Source organism: Pseudomonas sp. lyk4-TYG-107 (assembly GCF_030209055.1).
GTDB lineage: Bacteria > Pseudomonadota > Gammaproteobacteria > Pseudomonadales > Pseudomonadaceae > Aquipseudomonas > Aquipseudomonas putida_A.
Genome location: NZ_JARVST010000012.1, coordinates 1 through 25,618 on the forward strand (window position 1 = coordinate 1; position 25,618 = coordinate 25,618).

The following is a 25,618-nucleotide window of genomic DNA, read 5'->3' on the forward strand; positions in this document are numbered from 1 at the left end:
CCGAGCCTGACCGCGAACCTGTGGGAGCGGGCTTGCTCGCGAAGACGCCAGCCCAAACGACACCGTGCTGCATCCATAAACACGATCATCCAGGCACCCAATCACTCAAACCTCCTCACCCCTAAGCTGACGACTCATCAGATCACAACTCGCCGACCACGACGTCAGCCACTCCGGCATCTCCGGCGACTGTTCAGGCAACCCCAACTCCCTGACGAACTCACCCGGCGCAATCGTGCCTTTCGCCGACCGAAACAGCCCGCGCATGACCACCACCCCGATCACCCGGCCCTTGCTCACGAAGCGATGCTCCATGAAGCTCCATTTGTCGTCCCAGCCAAGCATCCGGCTGTGAATTTCAAACGCTTCAAACAGCTTCAGTTCACGCCGAAATTTGCCCCAGGTATCGCCAACGATCGGCAACGCTTTAGCGCGCAACGCCACCCGAAACGCGCCACTGCGCAACACAAAATCCATGCGCCCGACATCAGCCATGGTGAAGTAGCGACCATTGGTGACGTGCCGATTCAAATCGAGATCCAGCGGCCACACGCGCATGCGGATAACGGTGGATTCCAGCGCATTGACCGGCTTGCGCCACGGTCGGCGGAAAAGCATGCAGAGCAATCGAAACCACAGATTCATCAGTACGTCAGCCAGTTGAAAAGAGCGCTGCACTCTAGCGAGCCGGGCGATGGCGAGGTAGGTGCGTAAATGACTTTTTTGGACTGAACAGTGCATTCCGATCATTGCGGGGTGGGTGCTGGATCGGTAGCCCGTTCAACCGGCGGATAAACAGGAAATAATCGGGATGTTTATATGAAGCCTGCCGTTACCACCGAAGCCCTACAACGCCTTGCGCCATCGCCTACGAGTAAGCCAGAATCCGCCGGCTTGTGCGTCTAGAGCGCGGGTTCTATCGTCTGTCGGTCGCTGAAAAACAGTGATCGGGTTTGGTAGCCCGCCATAACTAGTCGCATCGCGCACCGTTCGCAGACCTCATCAGGTCGCTGCTCAATGGTGGCCATGCGCAGGACACCTTCGGGTGTGCCGGGTCCTAGTTACCGGTCTACCAACCCGCGTGTGGCCGCCACCCTTCGTTTGGTAGCGAAGGTGAAGGCTCCTCTTCAATAACTAGGAGTTTCACCGTGATCAAACCAACACCCAACCCGCCAGAAACCGACCTCGCATCCCCTTACGAATCCCTCGATTCCAAAAAGCTCCACGAAGCCGCCGAACGCGCCCTCGACCACTACCTCACCCCGGCCACCCAAATCATGGCCAGCCCCCACAAACCCGAACCCATGTACCTCGCCAACCCGAAGTGCGACACCGAATCCCTGCTCGCCAACGCCAGCGAAACCCTCGGCTCCGCCAGCGAAATGCTCAACAACTTCGCCGCCATGCTCGACACCTCCCACCGCAAAACCGCACTGGGCATCGCCCAAGTCGTCATGCTCGGCGAACTCGCCGTAAACCAGGCCCTCGACAACGTCGAAATCGCCCACTAACCACCCCGTGCGACGAGCCATACCCTCGTCGCACCCAGCAATTTCAATCGAGCTGGCACAGAGCCACGCCTTGCGCCCCCAAGCCTCGGCTGTCACCCTTCGGCCCGTTCTTCAAGGATCAGAACAAGGAATCAAGGATTGAGTGGCTACGTTCCCAACCCCCCGAAAAACTACCGCTACGAAGAAGCCAAACCCGTCGATATTCATGCCCAGCGTTGGGCTGAGTATGAGAAGCACGGAAAAGAACCTGCGCGCGAGCCTGAGAAAATCGGGATTGCGTTGAGGATTGGGGTTTTCTTTGATGGTACTGGTAACAACGCAAACAACTCCGCTGCGGGGTTGCTCTGCGGTGCTCATCATCCCATTGCGCCGCAGGATATCGATGCCAGTTGCAAGCCGTACATGAGTGATCCGGATAGCAGCTACGGTAACGACGTCAGTAATGTTAAAAAATTGAGTGACCTGTACTTCGCACCTCAACAGGCCGAAGGAGACAGTTCTCAAAAGCAAGCGTTTCGTATGGTCTATGTCGAAGGGATCGGAACTCGATCAGGAGAAGAGGACAGCACGTTTGGTGCGGGGACTGGTCGAGGAGAAACTGGCGTTGCTGGTCGGGTTCAGCTTTCGTTTACCGATATCAAGCTGCGTATCAAGGACGTCTTGGATAGCCATCCCAATAGCGAAATTACCTCTCTGACGTTTGACACCTTTGGTTTTAGCCGTGGCGCCGCTGCCGCTCGACACTTTGCCAACGAAATCGTACGCGGAAAACAAGGTCCTCTAGGGGACGTTCTACGCAGTAATGCCCGTGCTTTCAGCCGAACCTTTGTCGAGCAATACAACGGTAGTATCAGGATGGGCTTCATCGGTCTTTTCGACACTGTGCCGTCAGTTGCAGGTTGGTCAAATCTGGGCAATGTGAAAAGTCCCATCGCCACGGGTATTAAGCTGTACCTCGATCGACGTTTTTTCACAGATGTCATTCAACTCTCTGCGCGCGACGAGTGCCGAGCGAACTTCGCCTTGAGTCGGGTCAAAGCTGATCATTTGGAGATCACGCTGCCAGGCGCCCATTCTGATATCGGCGGCGGCTACCGCGATGAGGTTGAGGAGTGCGTACTTGTCAGTCCCATGCAAACGCTTGAGGTCTCGCAATTTACCGACGTCTCTACCACTTCGATCTACCTTGATGCGATGGCTATAAAAGATCAGTGGCTAGCTAAAGGTTGGCCTACGGAAATGTTGGAAGTCGTTACCCCTGATCCCCTTCTTCTGCCAATCGATAGGCAGGATCGACTTAGTCCTCGCAAGAAGCGCGTTTATGCGGCCTTGCAACTCAAGCGTCCAGTGAGCGGCATGCTGTCCAGGGTATATCTGCGAGTGATGCTCCAGCTTGCAAAAGAGAAGGGTGTTAAGTTCAACGACATTCCTGATACCCCAGAATTGGCAGTTCCCACTGAGCTTCGTGCGCTGTGTGATCGATTTCTGGCAGGTGATTACAACATCACCCCGCAAGAGGAAAAACAACTGAAGCTCAAGTACATTCATATGTCTGCAAATTGGAATCATCCTCTCGGGCGAAGAGATGGCAGTGGTATCCGTGCCGTTTACATCAATGCCCCTACGACCGATTCGATTCGCGTGCAACATCCACACGTACCTGACTGGGCACTCTGGTAATGAAAATACTTTTAGCCTTGCTATGCGCGCTGGTAATTACCGGCTGCCAGTCTGCTGATCCACTCTCAGCCAAAAATGATCCGAAGTCCGAATGGTGGGAGCTGGCGTTTATTGAGCCGGACTACATGAAGGTCTGGGTTGAAAACAGTTCTGTTCAAGACATTAACGGCAGGATTTTCTACAAAACCGGCGGCGGCACCGCTGCTGGGGGAGAACCTGAAGATGGTACAGAGTCAGCCCGGGGATGGACAGGTGGGGTTGGCGGTAGCGGGAGGAGGGTGGTGGGAGCAGACCTGCCCGTTCGCATCTGGGTCCGTTGGCAATCAATCGTCGAACAGAAAACCTGGCAAGCATGGGTAGATATTCCAGAGGAGGCACGAAAGTTGATGGTGACGTCCGTCAATCAGCGCTGCCCGCAGACTCCCGATCAGGAGGCAAGATTTATGGCGTCGGTCTATCTAGGTCTAGCTCCCGGTGGCGTCGTGCAGGTTTGGGTAAGAGACTCATGTCATCACCCGGTCAAAGTAGCGCGAGCACAGGCCGAAATTGAGCCACTGGGGCCGAGCCAAGGCAAGAACGAAGGGCGTTACGCCTATCCGGTGAGTGAAAAGGCCAAGCGGTATATCGATAAATATGGCATTCCATACGGGAGTTGGTAGTCGTGGCAATTGAATAGTTGGGTGCTTTGGCAATGAGAATGCTCGTAACCTTGTTGGGCGGCTTGATCGTCACTGGTTGTCATGTCACAAGCACCAACTCTGGTGAAAACGATCCCAAGTATCCTTGGTGGGAGCTGGCATTTATCAAACCCAACTTCATGAACGTCTGGGTTGAAGACAGCTCCGTGGAGGACATCAACGGTAAAGTCGTTCTACGTGCCGGGGGAGGGAACGCCAGTGGTGCAGAACCGACTGATGGCAAGGAGTCTGCGCGCGGTTGGATTGGTGTCGGAGGTACAGGCAAACCGGTTATCGGTGCAGGGTTACCCAAGCGCATCTTCGTCCGCTGGCAATCGATACCGGAACAAAAAACCTACAGGGTTTGGGTAGATATTCCTGAGGAGGCCAGACAGGTGATGGTGACGTCTACCCACCAGCGTTGCCCGGAGACTCCTGAGAAAACGGCACGCTTCATGGCCTCGGTCTATTTGGGACTCGCACCGGGTGGAGTGGTGCAGGTGTGGGTGAGAGACCTTTGTCGGCGCCCAGTTAAAGTCGCTCGCGCTCAGGCTGAGTTGGAGCCGCTGGAGCCTGAGTTGGGCAAGAACGGCGGTCAATATGCTTATCCTGTGAGCGAAAAGGCTAAGCGGTATATCGATAAGTACGGCATTCCGTTTGGGAGTTGGTAACCGTCATCTGATGAAACTACTTACAACGATGCTTTGTGTTCAGTTGATCAGCGGGTGCCAGTCAAACGATCCGCTTTCAGCAAAGAACGACCCTAAATCTCCATGGTGCGAACTCGGTTTACCGAACCTAACGACATGAAGGTCTGGGTTGGAGACAGCGCCGTGGGAGATGTAAAGGGCAAGACGGTTCTACGTACTGGCGGTGGAACCGCGTCGGGCGGGTAAAGTCACGGAAAAAATGGATCTGATATTGAGGAATTTGTTTGGCTTACAACAATTTTTTCTCGAGATATAGGGAGGTGTAAAAATGGTGCCAGATCACTATTGATGTACTAGTCTCGTTCCTCACAATTCTAACGTGCCTAATGAGTAGCGGGGATTGCATTCTTAAACAGTTCCTCAAGCTTTTTGTTGCATCAAGGTTTTCTAGTGTAGTCACTCCGCTTGACATCGTGCCTTGAGCGACTAGCATTCTTATAATTGCCATTCTCAGTAACCTCGCTGTTATTATAAGGATGCTGTATGCCCTCATTGTCGCTCACTGATTTGGTTGATGTTTTTTCAAAGGCCGGTACTCCTCGGGTCACTAAGGTTCGCGAAATCAAGAACCGGGAAGCTTATTCTCCTGCGACGGATTACTATCGTCGTTTTCGCGAGGGGGTGGTTGAGATTCATTCTTTGGGTAGGTCTAAAGATTCGCTTGGTGAAATTCTGCAAACCTTACCAGCCAATAAGGTAGAAAATTATTCTGAGATGGTTGAAGGATATAGGAAGTGGTGGGGAAGAAAAGAAATAACTTGGTTTAATCCGCCAAGAGGAAGCTATTCTTATCATAATTTCACTATCTCTGTTAATCCTGAGTTGGGCGTTGAATTTGATGGGCGTCGACACGTAATAAAGCTTTATACAAAAGCTGATACATTGGCTAAGAATAGAGTTGATCTCGTACATTCCATTCTGGAATTGTCATTGTCGGCACTTTCTCTTGAGAGGGATAGGTTGTGCGTACTTGATGTTCGCAACTCGAAGTTATTTGTGTCTAATGGGATAATGGCTAATGCCCAGGCAATTATAGATGCTGAATTAGCTTATATTGAAGCTCTTTGGCCAAGTCTCTGATCTTATCGATCGCGCTTTAGATATATTAGATAGTCAGATGAGGAATAGGCGGGCAAACAATATTTCAATAATGGTGATCTGCCCCCTATTTCACTGTAATCGAAAAAACCTAGATATTCAAAGAATAAACAGTCGTTTCTTCGGGGTATAGTGATCTAGAAATTTTTTCAATTTGACCTGCAGAAATATATTTTGATAAGTCCTCAGTAATTATAGTCTTACTTCCAAGTGGATATCTGGTGAATAGGTCATACATTTTCCGGGTATTAGCAAGGGATGAGTCGCTTTTCGCCAAATGCGATAATAATTTCTGAATGAAAAGCCCTAGGGCGCTATCTGCCGGCCTAGCTTCTCCTTCGTCATGATATTCATATACTCTTTCGAAAGTCATGTTCATTGGCTCATTATCAACATCGTAGCAAAAAATTGTGCGAGTTCCCGCCAAACAAAAACTATTAAGCGAAAGTACTGCATCGACCATGCACAGTGATGGACCTAAATCAAAGTGATGCTTTGCAAGCGCATCGAGAACAGACTCATATGCAGGCTTGTATTTATTTTCGATATCACTAGAAAGGGCCAATACGCCGTAGAAAATTGGTATTTTATCAATTGGATCACTTGAGCTTGTACCATTTAAAAGCTTTGCCGTATGAACAGCATCTTTTATATGTTGCAAACGCAAGCTTAGTTTGCATTCAAAAGCAGCCACAACAGACTCGATCGGATACACCTTGGTTTTAAAAATAGCTTTAGGAAAATTTTTGTCCACTATCAATATATCAATTTGAGGAGATATCAATGGGCCTGTCCCAGCGATCACACCTTTAAGAACGACTTCATATTGTGGTAGCAGATCTTGCAATAGTTCTACCCAAAATTCCTCAGTTGCGTCACCCGCTGTACCATGATCTAATCCAGTATAAATGTTTTTAATTAAAAAACACTCTGCGCCTAGCCTGCGCTCTCGCTCTAAAGTTGAATAATAAATTACTCTATCATCGGGTTGCCATTTTTCTCGCGTGCGAGTTTTCAGTGAATCCAAACCCCGATGATAGGCGACTTCCCCTATAACCTCACGAAAGCAGCGAAGCCAAATACTTTCACGGATCCAATCCGAACTAGGCTGACGCATCATCACCTACCATGAATAACTTAGATTTTTTAATTTGCTTTTTTTGATTGGTCATTTTATTGCCGTTTTGGTTTGTTTGTCTTTTGCACTTGACGATAGATTTATAAGGTATTTGCCTCATTATTTTGAAGCTTGCGCATGCGAGTTCGGATGAAGTCTAGCAACGGTTTTTCAGGTTTGATTTTGACGCTCTGTCCGTTGGAGCAATGGATTGTTATTCGAATAGTGGCGATATCGAGCTCGGTTAGACAATCATTTCCCATTGTCGCAACCCAATTGGTTTCAGATTCAAGCGGAAAACCAAAATGCGCTTGGTCACCATCATTGAGTACGCGCAGCAAGCTTTCGCAGTACTCGGTTGGAGCGCCTATTTTTAAGACGCCATATTTTTTTTTAATAAGTCCATGCTGAATAGAGATATTTGAAATTTTGAACTGTCTATCTCCGGTGTTGGTTACCATTATGGACGCGAGGTGCACGGGTGCCGCGCCGCCACCGACTATAACCCGCACCCCGCAAATGACCGATAGTTGCACGCGTTGTGACGTATGTGCCAGGTACAATGCCACCATCGCTGCCGACACAGATCCGAACGCAGAAGCCCAATCGGCTACCGAGCCCCAGTTAATCCCCGTTACATCCATTATCAAACCTCTCATGCTGTCATAAAGCTATCCAACTGGGTCAATTTTGACCCGCCGCATGACCGGCGAATTGAATAGCACCCAATATTTTAGACTCTTCTGACCGACAGCTTTTGGCCGAAAGCAGCCTTATCCGTAATTCCCTGTAACTCCAAGTACTGCCAGATCAACGGAATCTATTAGCGGTATCAATCAGCAACGATCTCAAACGCACCACTCCCCAAAACCTCCCCATTAACCAAAACCCTAACCCCATGCCGCCCCACAAAATGCCTCCGCGTCGTAAAATCCTTAATAACCTGCCGCCTCCCTACAACCACCTCCCCAAACCCCGGCACCTCCACCGTCTTCAACTTGAAAACCTTGCCCGAAACCCCGCCATTCGCCTTCACATAGTCAATCGCATAATCAATCACCAACCGCTGTTCATGCGCCACCGTCGACTTCACCGTAAACGACAACGTAATCGCCTCACCCAACCGAACCACCGCCGGTTCAACCCGCACATCCAGCAACTCAACCTCAGCCTTCGCCCCCGCACCAATCACCGTCAGCGCACGCAGATCTCCCTGTTTGATCAAACTGCGCAACGCATGCTTGGCAATCCACGCCGTGTGTTTGTTTTCCAGTGGCCAGCCTTCAATCGTGTCCAGCACCCATTCCGGATGTTCCTTGGTCACGTCGTTCAGATGGTTCGCCACGGATTTGCGCACGTACAGACTCTCGTCGGCCTTCAACCGATCGAGAATTCCGGCGGTCAGTTGCGGGTTGGCTTGCACGGCTTCCAGGCGGAATGACCAGGGGAGGCGGGGGCGGGTGCCTTCGCTGGCGAGGCGGCGGACGTGGTGGTTTTGGTCTTGGGTCCAGTCGTGCATGAGTTCCAGCGAGCGTTCGAGGTCGCTGCGCAGGAAGTGGCGGATGGCGAATTCGGAGGAGCCGAAGGTGGTGAAGTATTTCAGCGCTTGCATCGAGGTATCGAAGGCGTGGCCGCCGTAGCTGGCGACGTAGTGCGGCAGGCACATGCTGACGAATCCGCTGTTGAGGCGGGGGGCGAGTTCGCGCAGGACTTCGAGGGAATCTTCGTAGTCCAGTGGCAGCACGGCGTGCAGGCTTTCGCTGACGCGGGCCATGCGTTGCATCACCGACAGTTCGGCCAGCCCTTGGTTGGCGTGCTTGAGAAACGCCTTGGCCTTGAACGCCGGGTACACGGCGCTCATTTCGCTGGCGATATGTTGCAGGCGTTCGGCGTTGAAGATTTCCTTTAACGCCGGGGCGGCGGTGTCGGTGGCGCTCATGGTCAGGTCATCGGGGTGCTGACGAACGCTTCGAGGGTTTCGGCGTACGCGGTGTATTGGGCGATGTGCGGATAGCGGCGGGTGTCGATCTGGTCGGGGACGACGAGGTCGGTGAAACTCCACGCCACGGCGAGGCTGATGCCGGCCTGGGTGAGGGTGCCGTCGGTGGGCAGGCCGGTTTTTTCCAGTTCCTGTTCGAGGGCGGTGAACGCGGCGGCGAGTTGGCCCTCGACGCGTTCGACCCACGGTTGGTATTGAATGTCAGCCGGGCGCAGGTTGCGTTCGTAGTAGAGCTGCACGGCTTTTTCGCAGGCGGCGAGGCTGAGGCCGATCAGGCGCAGGGCGTGGGCGCGTTGTTTGAGGTCGCTCGGCAGCAGGCTTTTGCCGCTGACGGCTTCGAGGTAGTCGAGGATGAGTGTGGAGTCCATCAGGACCACGCCGTCATCGAGGATCAGCGTGGGCGCCTTGACCACCGGGTTGATCTGCTGGAATTGCTCGAAGTGGCGGAACACCGAGACCGATTCATGTTCGAGGTCGATGCCGAGGCGTTTGGCGGAGATCGCCACGCGGCGCACGTAAGGGGAGTCCAGCATGCCGATCAGTTTCATGACGCGTTCCTTCAAGTCGAACCGGTGGGAAGGCATAACCTAGCCGAGCCTGAGGCAAATGTCAGTCGTCAAACCCGGCTTGTTCGTGAATCTCATCCACATTCAATTCCAGCCGATACGCCACCGCCACGAACAACGCCTGACACAAACACAACGTAGCGCTCAGCGAACGGAACGCCAGTGCGCTGCCCTCATTCACCAGCAGCAGGCTGTTGGCGTTTTTGGCCAAAGGCGAGAGGTGGCTGTCGGTGAGGATCAGGGTGTTGGCCTGTTGCTGGCGGGCGTAGCGCAGGCAGTGTTGGGTTTCCTTGGCGTAGGGGGTGAAGCTGATGGCGATGACCAAATCACCGCTACGCACGCTGCGCATCTGCTCGCGATAACTGCCGCCCAGCCCGGAAACCAGGTGAATCCGCTTGTGAGTGTGTTGCAAGTTGTAAACGAGGTAGTCGGCGACGGCGAAAGAGCGGCGCACGCCGACGACATAGATGTTGTCGGCGTTGACGATCAGGTCGACGGCTTTTTCGAAGGCGACGTCGTCGAGTTCGCGGCCCAGGCGTTCGATGCCGGAGCGGGTGGCGTCAATGCATTCGCGGGCGAGGTCGCCGTCGCTGGCCTGCTGCGACTGGTTGGCGATCATGCTGCGGATGCGTTGCTGGTAGTTGTGCACCGGCGAGGCTTTGTGGGTGTATGCGGCGCGGAACAGCGCCTGCATTTCGCTGAAGCCACTGAAGCCGAAGCGCTGCGAGAAACGTACGATGGCGGACGGATGCACCTCGCATTCCCGGGCGATGTCGCTGATGCGATCGACCATGATCCGGTCGCTTTGCTGGCTCATGTAGCTGGCGATGCGCTTGAGTTGGCGCGGCAGGGTGTCGTATTCGTCGGTGATCAGTTGCAGCAGACGCTCGGCATTGATCGGGGGGCTGGCGAGGGGGCGCTCGTCGTTGGCCGGCAGATCGGGGCGGGGCATAAGTCTTCCTTCAGGCTGATCAAATCACACAAAGTGCTGGGTTGTGGCTGATGTTAGGAGGGCTTTTAGGGTTCTGCTTGGCTGAAACGATGCACCGGGAGAAGAAAAAATTCGCGATGAGGCATCAGCGGTTAGCCGTTTGTCTTCTATATACAGCCGCTCGACTGAATTTCTTGCTATAAACGCACTCCGATGACCGCCATGAAGCCTGTGTCAGAGCTGTTTACGGCTGTTGTCGGACAAATTCCCGGTATTTACAGTTGCTGAGGCCTCAAACGGGCCTTAGACTGCCGCCCCTTCGTAAATTGAGTGCCGGGTGGCGTTTGCAATAAACGATGCCTTTTCGTCGACCGGACACGGTTCGCCGGAACGCTCCCTATTTCGCCTTAATGCACGTTTTTTTATAGAGATATCAATGACAAAGGACAAGTTGCTGGCCATGCCGGCAGATGACTACATGAATGCCGAGCAACACGCTTTCTTCACTGAGCTGTTGCAGAACATGAAAGTCGAAACCCACGAGCGCATTGAGCAAAACCGTATCGCCATCGAAAGCCTGGACACTCCGGCCGACCCGGCGGACGCGGCTTCGGTTGAAGAAGAGCGCACCTGGCTGGTGAACGCGATCGATCGCGACCAGCGCATGCTGCCGCAACTGGAACAAGCCCTTGAGCGCATCAAGGAAGACAGTTTTGGCTGGTGCGACGACAGCGGCGAGGCCATCGGCCTGAAACGCCTGCTGATCAGCCCGACCACCAAGTACTGCATCGAAGCTCAAGAGCGTCACGAGCAGATCGACAAGCACCAGCGTCAGGCCTGATTCCATGGCTGCCCCCTGAATCGGGGGCGCCTGCAAAAGATCGCAGCCTTCGTCAGCTCCTACACGAGCTGACGGGGCTGCGATCTTTGCTTTTGCTCGTCTGCGATATGTTGCGCGCCGTTCCATTGACCTGCTGCAGACTCCACGACTAACGGACCATGGATAATGGCGTTCTAGTGGCGTTTAATGCAGTCACAACAATGAGAACAAGCGTGGGGTGTTGATATGACGAGAGATGGATCTCTGGTTGGGGCTTTGCCCGCACCAGTGCTGTTGCCGAAAAACCGCTGGATCGCTCCGACCCTGCAAAGCATCGCCCTGATGCTGTTGCTCGCCGGCATGACGCTGGGTGGATGGTCGCTGTACATGGGCCTGCCGCTGGCGGTGCTGATTGTCTGGCTGCCGCGCCTGCGCTCGCGGGCCACCCCTGATGCTGCGCCTGTCGATGCCGGCAGCGCGATTTCCGAACTCACCCGCGATCTTTCCTACACCACCAGTCATAACGCGCTGTCAGCCGCCGGTGTGGCGTTTTCCGTCAAGCAACTGGCGAGCAAACTCGAATCGCAACTCGATGCGGCGGCGCAGATTGTCAGCAACGCCGAAGTGATGATCGCCACCGAACACGCCACTTCGCAGCTCAGTCGTGAAGCGCTGGACGCCGCCAGCGAAGCGCATCACAGCAGCGCGGCGGGGCGCACCGAACTGGTGGATTCGATTGCGCGCATGCATCAACTCAGTCAACGCGCCAACGCCAGTCGTGAGCTGATCGAAGCCCTGAGCCTGCGCAGCGACGACATTCAACGGGTGACCTTGGTGATTCAGTCCATCGCCAGCCAGACCAATCTGCTCGCCCTCAACGCGGCGATTGAAGCGGCGCGGGCGGGTGAGCATGGCCGTGGTTTTGCGGTGGTGGCGGATGAGGTGCGCGGTCTGGCAGCGCGGACTGCCTCGGCGACCGGCGAGGTCGGGGAGATGGTTGCCGACATTCAGCAGCGTACGGCGCAAGTGGTGGAGCAGATCCGCGAGCTGTCCAGCGATCTGCAGACCGGTGTCGAGCAGGTCGAGAATACCGGTCAGCATCTGGAAAACATCGCGCGGTTGGCGGCAGGGGTGGAAAGTCAGGTCGGCGAAATCGCCCGTGGCGCGGAAACCAATCGCGAACAACTCGACAGCCTGTTCAAGGCCATCGAGCAGATGCGCAGCGATCTGGCGATCAGCGATCAGCAGACCCGGCGTCTGGCCGAGGCCGCTGTGCAGATGGAAGGGCAGGCGGAAACCATCAGCGAGCGTCTGGCCGAAGTCGGTCTGGATGACTATCACCAGCGCGTCTATGACCTGGCGCGTGAGGGCGCGAGTCAGATTGCCGCGCGGTTCGAGGCGGATGTCGAGCAGGGGCGGATCAGTCTTGAGGATTTGTTCGACCGTCAATATCAACCGATTCCCGGGACGCAACCGGCGAAGTTTCAAACCCGTTTCGACCGCTACACCGATCAGGTATTGCCGGCGATTCAGGAGCCCCTGTTGCCGCGCCATGAGGGGTTGGTGTTCGCCATCGCCTGCACGCCGCAGGGTTATGTGCCGACGCACAACCTGGCGTTCAGTCAGCCGTTGACCGGTGACGCGCAGGTGGACGCGGTGGGTAACCGCACCAAACGCAAGTTCGCCGACCGCACCGGGATCCGCTGCGGCAGCCATCAACAGGCGGTGTTGCTGCAGACCTACACCCGTGACACCGGGGAGCTGATGCACGACTTGTCGGTGCCGATCATGGTCAAGGGCCGGCATTGGGGCGGTCTGCGCCTGGGTTACAAGCCGGAAAATCCGCGCTGATCGATTGTTACCGCTCGCGCAATGAATCTGTGCACGGGCGTTGCTGTTTCCTCTGCGACGAAGTCATTAACATGGCCGTTAGTTAGGTAGCTAATGAAGTCGAGAGGTCAGTATGTGCAGAGTCGATGTCGCGGTGATGATTGGCAGTGGTGTGCCCGCCGGATTGCGCGCGATGGGCCAGAGCGTCTGCTGGGTGGTGTTGCTCAATGGTGAGCGGCGTGGCACCGCGTTCGCCAGTCGCGACGAGGCGGAGGAGTGCAAGGCTGCCTGGCTCGCGCAACTGATGGCCGAGCCTGGCGACAGCCTGCACTGACATTTATTAACGTCCGTCGTGCAGGCGTACGTTCAATTCATCGACCATCACCGCTTCTTCGCCGTCGGCGCGCAGCCACTCTTTCAGAAGTTGCGCCTGTTGTGGCGTCCAGAAGTCGGCATCGATCAGTTTGGTATTAGCGTCCAGCGGATGCGCTTCGATGAAGTCGTCGATTGCCCCGTTTTCCGACGGCAGGCCCAGTTGGTCGAACAGGGTTTTCAGATCATATGCAGGCAGTTCCATCGTGTACTCCTTTTGCGTGTGCCGGAATGGCGCTGTCGCTCGCTCTTTATCTGAGGCAACCGTTGGACAAGAGTTCGATCCGTGATTCAAGCAAGCGGGCGAGGGCGCACGCCTCGTTATGGTCTTCGCGGAAACCTCTTACACGACCGGTGGAAGATTCCTTGATATGAAAGAACGCGTTACCTGCCGGGACCACCTGAAATCGTGGGGTCTGAACGCTTTGTGCGTATTGCGCAAGTTCCGGCAAATCAGTGCCGTGCAGCACGAAAGGCGTATCCATGACTGGTTTGGAGGGCTGGGCAAAGTGAGTCAGAGTGCACATATGAAGTCCTTTTCATGAGATAGCCGACGGTTACAGGTCGGTTCGGGTAGTCGGAAGCAGCATCGCTGCTCTAGAATCGCCAGTGTCTGTTGGCGACAGGTGCCTATCTAAAGCAATTTTTTACCGGCGATATGTCGGAAAAGGGCTTTTTTTCGTCAGTTTTTTCCCTAAAGTTTGTAGTCAGTCTTCGTTGCGCTTCAATGAAGATTTTTCCTTCAAGGCCTGGCGAACATCGAGGCAAGTTTCTCGCCTGACTTTCCAGTAGTCTTGCGAACTTGTGATGTATGGGCGCTCCGCTTGTTTCAGGTGTACTGAAGTCATTCGGTAACAGCATCGGCCTGGCCGTTTTTTTGCCGTGCGCGTTTTGGCGCCGGGTACTTTTTCAGATGTGGGGATGTTTCTTTGGCAGTCAGTAACCTCGATATGCATGCTTTGTTCGTGTTGGGTGATTTGCGTGCAAAGCTGGTCAAGCTGTTCCAGTCGCGTTTTGTTTACATCACCGAACAGAACGCCGAAGGCATTTACGTGGCCGAGATCGACACCGAAAGTGCGTTGGTAGTCGATGACAAACCGGGGCTCAAGCTCAAGGTCGGCGATCATTTCAGCGCGGCCGTGCTGCCCAGCCGTGAAGGCGGCAAGATGGACATCCGCTTTCGCGAAATCAAACTCACGGTGTACGGCCTGGGCGACTACGCCTTTGTCGATACAGCGGACGGCCACGCGATCCTGTTCAAGGAAGGCCACAACGTGGTGACGGTGTTTGCCGCGCACCAGCAACTGCAGGAAGGCCTGACCAAGACCCTGAAAGCCGTTACCGGTAAAGCGGCGAAGTGGCGCAAGGGCGAACTGATCACGTTCAAGGCCAGCGAGTGATCGGTGGTGTGAGTCGCGCCGACTTCCATTCGCAGAACCTCGACCGCGCACGTGAAGAGGCCTTGCGCCTGTTCAACGCCAAAGCCGAATTGCACGGCGCGTGGCTGAACTGGGTGGCAGCGCAGATCTACACCTTGCGGCCTGCGGAATACGCCAGCATGGTCAGACGCGAGCTGCAAAGCTTGCAGGAAAAGTCTGAAACGTAACCTCGCCGGGATTGCGGCCCGGAAAAAGCAGGAACCTCGGCTACAGTCAGTTGACTGAGTATTCAGAGGCTTGCGGTCTTCTGCCAGACCATCCTGCTATTGCTGTGAACAGCACGAGGTGCAAAGCATGAAAGGAATTCGACGGCTATTGGCCGCCAGCGTGGTTTCGTTCGGTGTGCTGACGGCCGCGCAGCCGGCAGCGGCGGCACAGGCACCGATTCATTTTGCCGATCTGAACTGGGAAAGCGGCAGCCTGATCACCGATGTCCTGCGGATCATCGTCGAGAAGGGCTATGGCCTGCCGACCGATACGCTGCCCGGCACCACCATCACCCTGGAGACCGCGCTGGCCAACAATGACATTCAGGTCATTGGCGAAGAGTGGGCAGGGCGCAGCCCGGTGTGGGTCAAGGCTGAAGCGGAGGGCAAGGTCGTCAGTCTCGGCGATACGGTCAAGGGTGCCACTGAAGGCTGGTGGGTGCCGGAGTACGTGATCAAGGGTGACCCGGCCAAGGGCATCAAGCCGCTGGCGCCGGACTTGCGCAGTGTCAGCGATCTGAAGAAATACAAGGACGTGTTCAAGGACCCGGAAAATCCGAGCAAGGGTCGGTTCCTCAACAGCCCGATCGGCTGGACCTCGGAAGTGGTGAACAAGCAGAAACTGACCGCTTACGGGCTGCAGGACGACTACACCAACTTCCGCAGTGGCTCGGGTGCGGCGCTGGATGCCGAGATCAGCTCTTCGATCCGTCGGGGCAAACCGGTGCTGTTCTATTACTGGTCGCCGACGCCATTGCTGGGCAAATTCAAACTGGTGCAGCTGGAAGAGCCACCGTTCGATGCCGAGGCGTGGAAGACCCTGACCGATGCCGATAACCCCAATCCGAAACCGACCCGTTCGCTGGCATCGAAGCTGTCGATCGGGGTTTCTACGCCGTTCCAGAAGCAGTATCCGCAGATCGCGGATTTCTTCAGCAAGGTGGATTTCCCGATCGAGCCGCTGAACAAGGCGTTGGCCGAGATGAGCGAGAAGCACACCGCGCCACGGCAGGCGGCTGAGGCCTTCATGAAGGCGCATCCGGAGGTGTGGCAGGCGTGGGTGCCGAAGGATGTGGCGGAGAAGGTGGCGGCTGATCTGAAATAAACGTTGAGACTGCTGGCCTCTTCGCGAGCAAGCCCGCTCCCACAATTGGAACGCGCTCTCCTGTGGGAGCAGGCTCACTCCCACAATTGGAACGTGTTTTTCTGTAGGAGCGGGCTTGCTCGCGAAGCTTTCCGGCTTTTAGAACTTCGTCTGCACCGCCAATTCAAAGGTGCGCGGTGTACCCAGATAGTAAGCCGGCGACACATGCGCAAACTCGGCATACACCTCGTTGGTCAGGTTGCGCACTCGGCCGGTGACGGTGGTGTGCGAGTCGACCTTGTAGCTGAGGAAGCTGCCGAACAGCGTGTACGACGGCACGGTCATGGTGTTCGCCGTGTCCGCATACACCGACGCCACATACCGCGCATCGACCCCAGCTTGCCATTGCGGCGAAAAATCGTAAGTCAGCCATAGATTGCCGACCCGATCCGGGACGTTGGTCGGTGTATTGCCCTTGCGTGAAACCACCGCACCGGCGGCGTTCTTTTCGGTGAAGTCATCGTACTGCGCATCGACCCAGGCGAAGTTGCCTTCGGCCAACAGCTTGTCGGTAATCCGCAGGGAACTGGCGATCTCGATGCCCTTCGAGGTTTGCTGCCCTACCGGGATGCTGCTGGTCGGATCCAGCGGATCAGTCACAGCGAAGTCCTTGCGCTCGATGGTGTAGGCGGCAACTGTCGCCGAGCCACGGCCATTCAGGTAGTCGAACTTGCTGCCGATTTCCCATTGCTTGCCGGTGGAAACATCGAAGTCCTGCGTGCCGTTCGGTTGTTCGGCGGCGGTACTGTATTGCACGTAGACATTGGCCGACGGGATGAACTGGTAGGTCAGGCCGACGCGCCCGGTGACCGGCTCCCAGCTGCGCTTGAGGTGTTTGGGGTTGGCGGCTGTCACCGTACGGTGGTTGGTCACGTCGAGGTCGATGTCGTCGTAACGCAGGCCGGTGAGCAACGCCAGTTTGTCGGTCAGTGCCAGACGGTTTTCCACGAACAGTGCCTTGGTGGTGACCTCGTTGGTCTTGTCGCTGATCAGTGTCGGGTTGGTGCCGGGAATGTCGTAGAAATGCCCCGGACGGTAGTTGTTCGGATCCACCGTGCTTGCGCCTTTGATATTCAACGGCGAGTTGGTGGTCTGGTTGACCTTGTACTCGAAACCGCCGGACCAGGTGGTGTCGAGGCCGAACAGGGTGTTGTCGTGGCGCAGCTCGAACTGGTTGCCGTTCTGCTCACCCTGATGCCGCACTTGATAGGCGGTGGAGCGGTTCACCGCCGTGTTGTCGGCGTTGTACTGATAGGTTTCGAGGTTGCGGTAGTCGCGTTGGCTGTCGAGGTGATACAGCGTATTGCGCAGAGTGGTGCTGTCGTTGATCCGGTAATCGATGATCGAACGCACCCAGATCGTGCGCTGTTCGTAGCGCCCGTCATCGACGTTGTAGTTGTTGAAGCGATTGTGTTTGTCGATCTTCAACTCGCCGGCTTTGGGGTTGAGCACCGGCGTGCCCCAGTACGGGCTGTCTTCGTGTTCGTCCTGATATTCCAGGGCCAGGGTGTGCGACAGATCCGGCGTGAGGTCGCTGAGCAACGAGAACGCCACGCTCCAGGCATCGCGCTCCTGACGGTCGATGTAGCCGTTGCTGGTGTTGTGGCTGACATCGAGCCGCGCGTAGTGCTGCACGTCGGCGCTAGGGTCGGTCAGCGCGTGGTTGAGGCCGAACGCGGTTTCGGTGGTGTCGTAACTGCCGTAGCTGACGCGACCTTCGGCGGCTTGTTCGTCGCGGGTCGCCAGTTTGGTCACGTAGTTCAACGAGCCGCCGACCGAGCCTGCGCCGTTGATCAGCGAAGATGGGCCGCCCACCAGTTCGACTCGATCATAGATCCATGAATCCACCGGCCGGGCGAGGCCGCCGGAGACGGTGACGCCATTGAACATCTGGGTGATCTGGCTGCTGGTGAAACCGCGATAGGAGACGAATCCGCCAAAGCCTGGCGGCGCGCTGGCATTGACCCCAGGCAGGGTGTTGGCGGCGTCCTGAAAGTTTTGTGCGCCGTGGCGTTCGATGTCGTTGCGGTTGGCGACGGCCACCGAGGCCGGTGTGTCGCGCACGCTCAAGCCGAGGCGCGAGGCCATGCCGCTGGATTGATCGAGGCTCAGGCCTGGTTCGCTGGTGGATTCGCCGTCGATGGTGATCGGCGCCAGATCCACGGTGGATTGCGCCCAGGCGTTAAGGGACAGGCAGCCGCACAGGCTCGCCAGCAGAGGAATATGTTTCATTGTTGAATCCTGAATGCTTGTCTAGGAATCAGCGCACAGGCGAACGCCGCGCGTTGGCGCAGTGAGCTGAAAAATCAAAAAGGCAAAGACACTCAGGCGAGCGGCGGGGCGCGAGGGTTGGCCGAAGGCCAGGTGAAGCGGGCAGGAAGGTCGGCACTGACGATGGGCGCCAGCGGCGGGCTGTGTTGCTCGGGCAGAACCGCGAGGGTCAGGCTGGAGTTGAACGCCGGACCCATGCCGCCGCCGACCGAGCACAGCGGGCAGCCGAACGCCTTGGACAGGGTCGGCAATTGTTCTTCGCTGGGATTGCTGGTCTGTGGCGCTTGGGTGGCCGGGTCGACCGTACAGAACTGCCCGCCGATGCCGTTGAGCTGCATCCCGACCATTTGCCCGTGACCGATGCTGCAGGCGAACACGTTGAACAGGACGCAGCAGTAGAGCATCCAGGCCAGCAGTGAGCGATCGGAACGGGTGAATTTCATGGGGCGGCACTTTACCGTACCGCTGATCGGTCGTGCACTTCAAAAAATGCCGACTAGGATGTTTTGTTCAAATCCCTCGAAAGGATTCTTGACCATGACCTTTGTGTTGGCTCAATGGCTGGTGACGATATTCGCGGCAATCGCCCTGGTACACGTGTATTGGGCGCTGGGTGGGCAGTGGGCGGCGGTGGCGGCGGTACCGCAAGTGCCGGTGCAAGGACTGGTGGTGACGGTGCGACCGGCGTTCAAACCGTCAGGCTGGATCACCTTGCTGGTAGCGGCAGCATTACTGGTGATCGCCGCGCTGGTGTGCATGCGCGTCGGCTGGGGCATGCCGGCGGTGCATCACAAGGCGTTGCAATGGGTGATCAGTGCGATTGCGTTATTGATGTTCGCCCGGGCGATCGGCGATTCGAATCTGGTGGGGTTTTTCAAAGAAGTGAAGGGGTCGCGGTTTGCGCGACTGGATACCTGGGTGTATTCGCCGCTGTGTCTGGCGTTGGGGGCGGGGTTGTTGGCGGTGGCTTGGGTCTGAGGTTTGAGGTGATCCGGAGATTGCTATCGCGAGCAGGCTCACTCCTACATTTGGAATGCGTTCCCCTGTGGGAGCGGGCTTGCCCGCGAAGAGGCCAGACCAGGCAGCGTAAAAGTTGAAGTTAACTACCGCTCTCGGTCCTGCGACTGCTCACCTCAGCCGGCACATCATCCCCGGCCATGCGCTTGCGGAACAACGCCGCCCGCGCCAGCAGCAACGTAGTCACCGGCACGGTAATCGCCAACAGAATCGGAATCAGCCAGGCATGCATCACCGGCCCGGACTTGAGTGCCGAAAAACAGATGATCGACGCCAGTGCCACACACCACGCGCCCAGTGTCGAGGCCAGCGCCGGCGGGTGCATGCGCTGGAAGTAATCCTTCATGCGCAGCAATCCGGTCGCGCCAATCAGTGCAAACACCCCGCTGAGCACCAGCAGGATCGCCACCGGAATCTCCACCCACAATGACAATTCAGCATTCATTCGATCACCTCGCCACGCAGCAGGAATTTCGCCAGCGCAAACGAGCCGACGAAGCCGAACAGCGCGATCAGCAGCGCCGCCTCGAAATAAGTGTCACTGGAATAACGAATGCCCAGGGTCAGCATCATCAGCATGGCGACGATGTACAGGTAATCCAGCGCGAGTACCCGATCCTGTGCCGACGGCCCCTTGAACAGGCGAATCAAGGTCAGAACCATCGCCAGCGAGAACAGGAACAGCGTCAGCAGAATCGCGTTCGACAGCAACGGGCTCATTCGAAAATCTCCATCAACGGCTGCTCGTAGGCAGTCTTGAAGTGGTGGATGAAGTGCGCCTCGTCATCCAGATCCCAAACATGCAGCAGCAGAATGCTGCGATCCAGCGCCAGCTCCGACCACACGGTGCCCGGCACCACGGTGCAGATCATCGCCAGCGCCGCCAGACCGTTGGCGTCGCGCAGGTCCAGCGGCACTTTGACGAAGCGCGAGCGCGGCGGGCGGCGACCGGCGTTGATCACGCCCCAGGCGACGATCAGGTTGGAGAGGATCACGTCACGACCGACCATCACGAACAGGCGCAAAATCGTCAGCGGACGGCGGATGCGCACCTGTTTCGGGCGCAGCTTGCGCATCATCAACGGTGCGGCGAACCCGAGGATTGCACCGAGCAGCAGGTTGCCCGGGCTGACGGAGAGGTTCAGCGTCAGCCACAAAACCCACAACGCCAGTGACAGCAATGGAGCCGGAAATACGCGCTTCATGGCTGCACCTCCAGCATCGCCGCTTTGGCTTCAGGGCTGGGCACGGCGCGGGTGCCGAGCACCGCCATCACGTATTGCTGCGGGTTGTTCAGCGCGTCGGCGGTGGCCTCGGTGTAACGCAGCAGCGGTTCGGCCTTGAAGGTCAGCGCGATACTCAGCCCCAGCAACAGGAAGATCGGTGCGCATTCGAGCTTGCGCAGCAGCGGCGAAGGACGCTCCTCGGGCGTCCAAAAACGCTGGATGCCCATGCGCGCGAATGCCATCAACGAGGCCAGCCCGGAGAGGATCAGCAACGCCAGCAACGCCCATGCAGCGTTCGAGATCGGCGCATCAGTACCCAGCCCCAACGGATTAAGCAGCGCACCGATCAGGTTGAGCTTGCCGATGAATCCGGACAGCGGCGGCATGCCGATGATCAGCAGCGCGCAGGCGATGAAGCTCAGGCCGAGAAACGCCATGGTCCACGGAATGACCTGGCCGACCACGGCTTTCTGTTCATCGTCGAGATTGATGCCCTTGGGCGGTTGCAGCGATTCCTGCGGACGCGGCAGCAACTCGCTTTCATCCTCCAGCGGGATTTCGTTGGCCGAACGCGAACGCTCGATCAACTCCGCCAGCAGGAACAGCGCACTCAGTGCCAGGGTCGAGCTGACCAGATAGAACAGCGCCGCGCCGATCAGGTTTGGCTGGGCGAAACCCACCGCCGACAACAGAATCCCGGCCGACACCAGAATGCTCAGGCTGGCCATCCGCTCCAGGCGTTGCGCGGCGAGAATCGCCAGCGCCGCGCAGGCGATGGTCGCCATGCCGCCGTAGATCAGCCAATCGCCACCGAAAAACGCCGAAGCCCCGGCTTGCCCGGAGAACAGCAGCGTCCACAGACGCAGCAGGGTATAGACGCCGACCTTGGTCATGATCGCGAACATCGCCGCCACCGGCGCACTGGCCGAGGAGTAGGCCGGCACCAGCCAGAAGTTTAGCGGCCACATGCCGGCCTTGGCCAGGAATGCCACCGCAAGAATCCCCGCACCGGCGTGCAGCAAGCCCCGGTCGGCTTCCGGCACCAGCGGAATCTTCAGCGCCAGATCGGCCATGTTCAGCGTACCGGTGACGCCATAGATCAGCGCCGCGCCAATCAGAAACAGCGACGAGGCCAGCAGGTTGATCGAGATGTAATGCAGCCCCGACGATACCCGCGCCCGACCCGAACCGTGCAGCAACAGACCATAAGAGGCCGCGAGCAGCACTTCGAAGAACACGAACAGGTTGAACAGGTCGGCGGTAAGGAAGGCGCCGTACAGACCCATCAGTTGAATCTGGAACAACGCGTGGAAGCTCGACCCGGCGCCATCCCAACGCGCCATGGCAAACAGCAGGGCGCTGACGCCGATGATCCCGGTCAGCACCAGCATCAAGGCCGACAGGCGATCGACCACCAGCACGATGCCGAACGGCGCCTGCCAGTTGCCCGGCAGATACACGCCGATGGAACCGGGCACGCCGGTGGTTTGCGTCCACTGCAGCAGCATCACCGAAATGAACAGGCCGACGAGGCTGGAGAACAGATTGATTTTCGCCTTCAGCGGTCGGTGCTTTTCGCCGAGCATCAACATGATGGCGGCGGTCAGCAGCGGCAGCAGGATCGGTGCGGCGATCAGGTGAGTCATCGCCATCATTCCTTGGGCTCCCGGCCGTCGACGTGGTCGGTGCCGGTCAGGCCCCGCGACGCCAGCAACACCACCAGGAACAGCGCAGTCATGGCGAAGCTGATGACGATCGCCGTCAGCACCAGTGCCTGCGGCAGCGGATCGGTGTAGTGCAGCAGGTCCTGGGTCACGCCGTCCTTGATCACCGGTTCTTTACCGATGAACAGGCTGCCCATGCTGAAGATGAACAGGTTGACCGCGTAGGACAGCAGGCACAGGCCCATGACCACCTGAAATGTCCGTGGCCGCAATACCAGCCACACGCCGGACGCGGCGAGCACGCCGATGGCGATTGCGATGACTTCTTCCATCAGACGGCTCCTTTGCTGGCGACGGACTTGGGCAGCGATGCGGTCTTGTGACCCCGCACCGATTGGTGGGCGAGGGCGGTGAGGATCAGCAGTGTCGAGCCCACGACCACGGCGTACACGCCGATATCGAAGAACAGCGCGCTGGCGATATGGATCTCGCCGAGCAGCGGCAAGGCGAAATGCCAGGTGTGGGTGGTCAGGAACGGATAACCGACCGCCATCGCGCCGAGCCCGGTGGCGGTGGCGAACAGCAGCCCGGTGCCCATCCAGCGCAACGGCCGCAGGCTCATTTGCGCCTCGACCCACTGCGTACCGGCAACCATGTATTGCAGGATGAACGCCACCGACATCACCAGTCCGGCGACGAAACCGCCGCCCGGCTGGTTGTGACCGCGCATGAACAGGTAGCACGACACCACCAGCGCAATCGGCAGCAACAAGCGCACCAGCACCGCCGGCACCATCATGAAGCCGAGTGCGGTGTCGCTGGCGCTGCGCGGGTTGACCAGATCGGTGACCACGTCCGGCGCGAGCAGGCGTTGCTGGGCCGGCAGTTGCAGGCTTTCTTTCGGCGGGCGGAAGCGTCGCAGCAGGGCGAACACGGTCAGCGCCACGGCCACCAGCACGGTGATTTCACCGAGGGTGTCGAAGCCGCGGAAGTCCACCAGCATCACGTTGACCACGTTGCTGCCACCACCCTCGGGCATGGCGCGACTGAGGTAGAACGAGGAAATGTCGTTGGGCGTTTGCCGCGTCAGCATCGCGTAGGACAGCAGCGCCATGCCGGCGCCGACGGCAATCGACAGCAGCAAGTCGCGCAAGCGGCGCACCCGGGCCTTGCGCAGGCTCGACGGCAGTGGCGAGACTTCTTCGATGCGTCGCGGCAGCCAGCGCAGGCCGAGCAGGATCAACACCGTGGTCACCACTTCCACCGCCAGTTGCGTCAGGGCCAGATCCGGCGCCGAGAACCAGACGAAGGTCACGCAGGTCATCAACCCGCAGACGCTGACCATGGTCAGGGCGGCGAGACGGTGATACTTGGCCTGCCACGCGGCGCCGAGGGCGCAGGCAATCGCCAGCAGCCACAGGGTGACGAACACGATGGAACCCGGAATCTTCGGCCGGTCGCCCCAGCTCAGGCTGCTGTGCAACATCGGGATCAGGCCGGCGAGCACTGCCGCCAAAACCATCAGGAACAGTTGCATTTGCAGGCGGCGGGTGCCGAGTCGTCGTTCGACCCGACGGGCCATGCGCATCATCAGCACCAGACTGCGCTCGAACAGGCGCTTGCCGTTGAAGCGACCCACCAGCGGCGGGTATTTGAAGCGGCCCCGCTTGAGCTGGTTGCGCAGCAGCAGATAGACCACGATGCCGCTGGACATGGCGATCAGGCTCATGATCATCGGCGCGTTCAGACCGTGCCAGATCGCCAGGCTGTATTCCGGCAGCGTCCCGCCCACCACCGGCAGCGCGGCAGCCGCGAGCAGTGGGCCGACCACTTGCGCCGGGAAGATCCCGACGACCAGACAGGTGAACACCAGCAGCTCGACTGGCGCGCGCATCCAGCGCGGCGGTTCGTGCGGGGTGTGCGGTAGGTCGGTGGCGGTAGGGCCGAAAAACACGTCGACGGTAAAACGCAGCGAGTAGGCGACGCTGAATGTACCGGCGATGGTCGCGACAATCGGCAACGCTGCTTCGACCCACGCGGTGGCGTTGATGAACACGGTCTCGGCGAAGAACATTTCTTTCGACAGGAAGCCGTTGAGCAGCGGTACGCCGGCCATCGACGCGCTGGCGACCATGGCCAATGTGGCGGTGAACGGAATCAGTTTGATCAGGCCGCTGAGTTTGCGGATGTCACGGGTGCCGCTTTCGTGGTCGATGATCCCGGCGGCCATAAACAGCGAAGCCTTGAAGGTCGCGTGGTTGAGAATGTGGAACACCGCAGCGACCGCTGCCAGCGGGCTATTCAGGCCGAGCAGCAGGGTGATCAGGCCCAGATGGCTGATGGTCGAGTAGGCCAGCAGGCCCTTGAGATCGTTCTGGAACATCGCGCAGTAGGCGCCGAGCAACAACGTACACGCACCGGCGCCGCTGACGATGTAGAACCATTCTTCACTGCCGGACAGCGACGGCCACAGGCGCGCAAGCAGGAACACCCCGGCCTTGACCATGGTCGCCGAGTGCAGATAGGCCGAAACCGGAGTGGGCGCCGCCATCGCGTGCGGTAGCCAGAAATGGAAGGGGAACTGGGCGCTTTTACTGAGCGCGCCAATGAGGATGAGAGGAAGCAGAACAGGGTAGAGAGCATGTGCGCGAATCTGATCGCCGGCGGCCAGGACCTTGTCCAGGTCATAGCTGCCGACGACATGGCCGAGGATCATGACCCCCGCCAGCAGGCATAGTCCCCCGGCACCGGTGACCATCAGCGCCATATAAGCGCCACGCCGGGCATCCGAGCGGTGGTGCCAGTAGCCGATCAACAGGAACGAGAAGAGGCTGGTCAGCTCCCAGAAGAACACGATCTGGATCAGGTTGCCGGAGATCACCAGCCCGAGCATGGCGCCCATGAACGCCAGGAAAAAGGCGAAGAAGCGCGGCACCGGGTCGTCCGGCGACATGTAATAACGCGCATATAAAGAGACCAGGGCCCCGATGCCCAGCACCAGCAACGAGAACAACCAGGCGAAGCCGTCCATGCGCAGGACGAAATTCAAACCGAGGCTGGGCAGCCACATGAATTCTTCGCGGATCACCCCGCCGTGGGCGATTTGCGGGTACAACAGCGCGACCTGCACGGTGCCGATCAAAGCGACCAGACCTGCCAACAGGGATTCGGTATTACGCGCGTTGTGTGGCAGCACCGCTGCCAGACAGCTGCCAATGAATGGCAGAAGCAGTAGAACTATCAGGGACATAGGCTTCTAATCTGCGGAAGTTTGTGAAGCATCATACGTGCCAGCTACCTGATTACCAAACCCGAGGATGTCTCAGAATCCTACAAAGTA

28 protein-coding genes and 1 pseudogene are annotated in these 25,618 nt (G+C 57.7%); 13 read left to right on the top strand and 16 right to left on the bottom strand.

Annotation, left to right across the window (positions count from 1 at the left end; all coding sequences use genetic code 11):
• Positions 1-105: 105 nt before the first annotated feature.
• Complete coding sequence (locus tag QRN61_RS11110; RefSeq protein WP_095136509.1) at positions 106-645, bottom strand: thioesterase family protein; 540 nt, start codon at positions 643-645, stop codon at positions 106-108.
• A gap of 503 nt (positions 646-1,148) precedes the next feature.
• On the opposite strand from QRN61_RS11110, the gene QRN61_RS11115 reads away from it, so the two are divergent.
• From QRN61_RS11115 to QRN61_RS11140, 6 genes and pseudogenes are all read left to right on the top strand, one after another.
• Positions 1,149-1,511, top strand: a complete 363-nt coding sequence (locus QRN61_RS11115; protein ID WP_210558721.1) for a DUF6124 family protein — start codon at positions 1,149-1,151, stop codon at positions 1,509-1,511.
• A 138-nt stretch (positions 1,512-1,649) separates the two neighbouring features.
• Positions 1,650-3,191, top strand: coding sequence for a T6SS phospholipase effector Tle1-like catalytic domain-containing protein (locus tag QRN61_RS11120; RefSeq protein ID WP_285373783.1), 1,542 nt, complete (start codon positions 1,650-1,652; stop codon positions 3,189-3,191).
• Entirely contained in the window at positions 3,191-3,850 is a 660-nt protein-coding gene (locus QRN61_RS11125; RefSeq protein ID WP_285373784.1) for a DUF2931 family protein, read from the top strand. The genes QRN61_RS11120 and QRN61_RS11125 overlap by 1 nt, the downstream gene beginning before the upstream one ends.
• 32 nt (positions 3,851-3,882) lie before the next feature.
• Positions 3,883-4,539, top strand: a complete 657-nt coding sequence (locus QRN61_RS11130) for a DUF2931 family protein (protein ID WP_285373785.1) — start codon at positions 3,883-3,885, stop codon at positions 4,537-4,539.
• A gap of 10 nt (positions 4,540-4,549) precedes the next feature.
• Positions 4,550-4,761 (top strand): annotated as a pseudogene (locus QRN61_RS11135) (DUF2931 family protein); the annotation flags it as partial.
• A gap of 300 nt (positions 4,762-5,061) precedes the next feature.
• Positions 5,062-5,658, top strand: coding sequence for a hypothetical protein (locus QRN61_RS11140; RefSeq protein ID WP_285373786.1), 597 nt, complete (start codon positions 5,062-5,064; stop codon positions 5,656-5,658).
• A gap of 109 nt (positions 5,659-5,767) precedes the next feature.
• Here the strand turns inward: QRN61_RS11140 and QRN61_RS11145 are convergent, their stop codons facing one another.
• The 5 genes from QRN61_RS11145 to QRN61_RS11165 all read right to left on the bottom strand — a co-directional run bounded on the left by QRN61_RS11145 (position 5,768) and on the right by QRN61_RS11165 (position 10,310).
• Positions 5,768-6,793, bottom strand: coding sequence for a DUF6602 domain-containing protein (locus QRN61_RS11145; protein WP_285373787.1), 1,026 nt, complete (start codon positions 6,791-6,793; stop codon positions 5,768-5,770).
• A gap of 101 nt (positions 6,794-6,894) precedes the next feature.
• Positions 6,895-7,437, bottom strand: a complete 543-nt coding sequence (locus tag QRN61_RS11150; protein ID WP_223008783.1) for a hypothetical protein — start codon at positions 7,435-7,437, stop codon at positions 6,895-6,897.
• A gap of 188 nt (positions 7,438-7,625) precedes the next feature.
• Positions 7,626-8,732 (bottom strand): DNA alkylation repair protein, encoded by a 1,107-nt coding sequence (locus QRN61_RS11155; protein WP_285373788.1) that lies wholly within the window; start codon positions 8,730-8,732, stop codon positions 7,626-7,628.
• Positions 8,733-8,734: 2 nt separating this feature from the next.
• The gene (locus tag QRN61_RS11160) at positions 8,735-9,340 is read right to left on the bottom strand and encodes a glutathione S-transferase (protein WP_003225983.1); all 606 of its coding nucleotides are present in this window, start codon (positions 9,338-9,340) and stop codon (positions 8,735-8,737) included.
• A 61-nt stretch (positions 9,341-9,401) separates the two neighbouring features.
• Positions 9,402-10,310 (bottom strand): MurR/RpiR family transcriptional regulator, encoded by a 909-nt coding sequence (locus QRN61_RS11165; RefSeq protein WP_007966905.1) that lies wholly within the window; start codon positions 10,308-10,310, stop codon positions 9,402-9,404.
• 415 nt (positions 10,311-10,725) lie between these two features.
• Between QRN61_RS11165 and QRN61_RS11170 the strand changes: the two genes are divergently transcribed.
• The 3 genes from QRN61_RS11170 to QRN61_RS11180 all read left to right on the top strand — a co-directional run bounded on the left by QRN61_RS11170 (position 10,726) and on the right by QRN61_RS11180 (position 13,273).
• Positions 10,726-11,130, top strand: coding sequence for a TraR/DksA family transcriptional regulator (locus tag QRN61_RS11170; protein WP_003225981.1), 405 nt, complete (start codon positions 10,726-10,728; stop codon positions 11,128-11,130).
• A 606-nt stretch (positions 11,131-11,736) separates the two neighbouring features.
• Positions 11,737-12,960 (top strand): methyl-accepting chemotaxis protein, encoded by a 1,224-nt coding sequence (locus QRN61_RS11175; RefSeq protein ID WP_502942605.1) that lies wholly within the window; start codon positions 11,737-11,739, stop codon positions 12,958-12,960.
• 112 nt (positions 12,961-13,072) lie between these two features.
• Entirely contained in the window at positions 13,073-13,273 is a 201-nt protein-coding gene (locus tag QRN61_RS11180; RefSeq protein WP_007966907.1) for a hypothetical protein, read from the top strand.
• Positions 13,274-13,279: 6 nt separating this feature from the next.
• Here the strand turns inward: QRN61_RS11180 and QRN61_RS11185 are convergent, their stop codons facing one another.
• Together QRN61_RS11185 and QRN61_RS11190 are read right to left on the bottom strand one after the other, a co-directional pair.
• Positions 13,280-13,516, bottom strand: coding sequence for a DUF2789 family protein (locus tag QRN61_RS11185; RefSeq protein ID WP_027612960.1), 237 nt, complete (start codon positions 13,514-13,516; stop codon positions 13,280-13,282).
• Positions 13,517-13,562: 46 nt separating this feature from the next.
• Entirely contained in the window at positions 13,563-13,838 is a 276-nt protein-coding gene (locus tag QRN61_RS11190; protein ID WP_027612961.1) for a hypothetical protein, read from the bottom strand.
• Positions 13,839-14,240: 402 nt separating this feature from the next.
• Between QRN61_RS11190 and QRN61_RS11195 the strand changes: the two genes are divergently transcribed.
• The 3 genes from QRN61_RS11195 to QRN61_RS11205 all read left to right on the top strand — a co-directional run bounded on the left by QRN61_RS11195 (position 14,241) and on the right by QRN61_RS11205 (position 16,061).
• A complete protein-coding gene (locus QRN61_RS11195) occupies positions 14,241-14,711 on the top strand; it encodes a hypothetical protein (protein ID WP_502942591.1) in 471 nt (156 codons plus the stop codon).
• Positions 14,712-14,719: 8 nt separating this feature from the next.
• Entirely contained in the window at positions 14,720-14,917 is a 198-nt protein-coding gene (locus QRN61_RS11200; RefSeq protein WP_285373791.1) for a hypothetical protein, read from the top strand.
• A 127-nt stretch (positions 14,918-15,044) separates the two neighbouring features.
• A complete protein-coding gene (locus QRN61_RS11205) occupies positions 15,045-16,061 on the top strand; it encodes an ABC transporter substrate-binding protein (protein ID WP_097090304.1) in 1,017 nt (338 codons plus the stop codon).
• A gap of 138 nt (positions 16,062-16,199) precedes the next feature.
• On the opposite strand, the gene QRN61_RS11210 is transcribed toward QRN61_RS11205, so the two are convergent.
• Positions 16,200-18,332: a TonB-dependent receptor gene (locus QRN61_RS11210; protein ID WP_285373792.1), complete on the bottom strand. Its 2,133-nt coding sequence runs from the start codon at positions 18,330-18,332 to the stop codon at positions 16,200-16,202.
• A gap of 92 nt (positions 18,333-18,424) precedes the next feature.
• Positions 18,425-18,814, bottom strand: a complete 390-nt coding sequence (locus QRN61_RS11215) for a DUF2946 domain-containing protein (RefSeq protein ID WP_027612965.1) — start codon at positions 18,812-18,814, stop codon at positions 18,425-18,427.
• 94 nt (positions 18,815-18,908) lie between these two features.
• Between QRN61_RS11215 and QRN61_RS11220 the strand changes: the two genes are divergently transcribed.
• Positions 18,909-19,349 carry a DUF3995 domain-containing protein gene (locus QRN61_RS11220; RefSeq protein ID WP_027612966.1) on the top strand — a complete coding sequence of 147 codons (441 nt, stop codon included), beginning with the start codon at positions 18,909-18,911 and terminating at the stop codon, positions 19,347-19,349.
• A 121-nt stretch (positions 19,350-19,470) separates the two neighbouring features.
• On the opposite strand, the gene QRN61_RS11225 is transcribed toward QRN61_RS11220, so the two are convergent.
• The 6 genes from QRN61_RS11225 to QRN61_RS11250 are packed head-to-tail and all read right to left on the bottom strand — an operon-like array spanning position 19,471 to position 25,528.
• On the bottom strand, positions 19,471-19,833 hold the full coding sequence (locus QRN61_RS11225; protein ID WP_027612967.1) for a Na+/H+ antiporter subunit G: 363 nt from the start codon (positions 19,831-19,833) through the stop codon (positions 19,471-19,473).
• Positions 19,830-20,108 carry a K+/H+ antiporter subunit F gene (locus QRN61_RS11230; RefSeq protein ID WP_003225959.1) on the bottom strand — a complete coding sequence of 93 codons (279 nt, stop codon included), beginning with the start codon at positions 20,106-20,108 and terminating at the stop codon, positions 19,830-19,832. Before QRN61_RS11230 ends, QRN61_RS11225 begins: the two co-directional genes overlap by 4 nt.
• Positions 20,105-20,593: a Na+/H+ antiporter subunit E gene (locus QRN61_RS11235; RefSeq protein ID WP_027612968.1), complete on the bottom strand. Its 489-nt coding sequence runs from the start codon at positions 20,591-20,593 to the stop codon at positions 20,105-20,107. Before QRN61_RS11235 ends, QRN61_RS11230 begins: the two co-directional genes overlap by 4 nt.
• Positions 20,590-22,269 carry a monovalent cation/H+ antiporter subunit D gene (locus QRN61_RS11240; RefSeq protein WP_027612969.1) on the bottom strand — a complete coding sequence of 560 codons (1,680 nt, stop codon included), beginning with the start codon at positions 22,267-22,269 and terminating at the stop codon, positions 20,590-20,592. Before QRN61_RS11240 ends, QRN61_RS11235 begins: the two co-directional genes overlap by 4 nt.
• Positions 22,266-22,610, bottom strand: coding sequence for a Na+/H+ antiporter subunit C (locus tag QRN61_RS11245; protein WP_003225953.1), 345 nt, complete (start codon positions 22,608-22,610; stop codon positions 22,266-22,268). Before QRN61_RS11245 ends, QRN61_RS11240 begins: the two co-directional genes overlap by 4 nt.
• The gene (locus QRN61_RS11250) at positions 22,610-25,528 is read right to left on the bottom strand and encodes a monovalent cation/H+ antiporter subunit A (RefSeq protein WP_285373793.1); all 2,919 of its coding nucleotides are present in this window, start codon (positions 25,526-25,528) and stop codon (positions 22,610-22,612) included. The genes QRN61_RS11245 and QRN61_RS11250 overlap by 1 nt, the downstream gene beginning before the upstream one ends.
• Between the last annotated feature and the right edge of the window lie 90 nt (positions 25,529-25,618).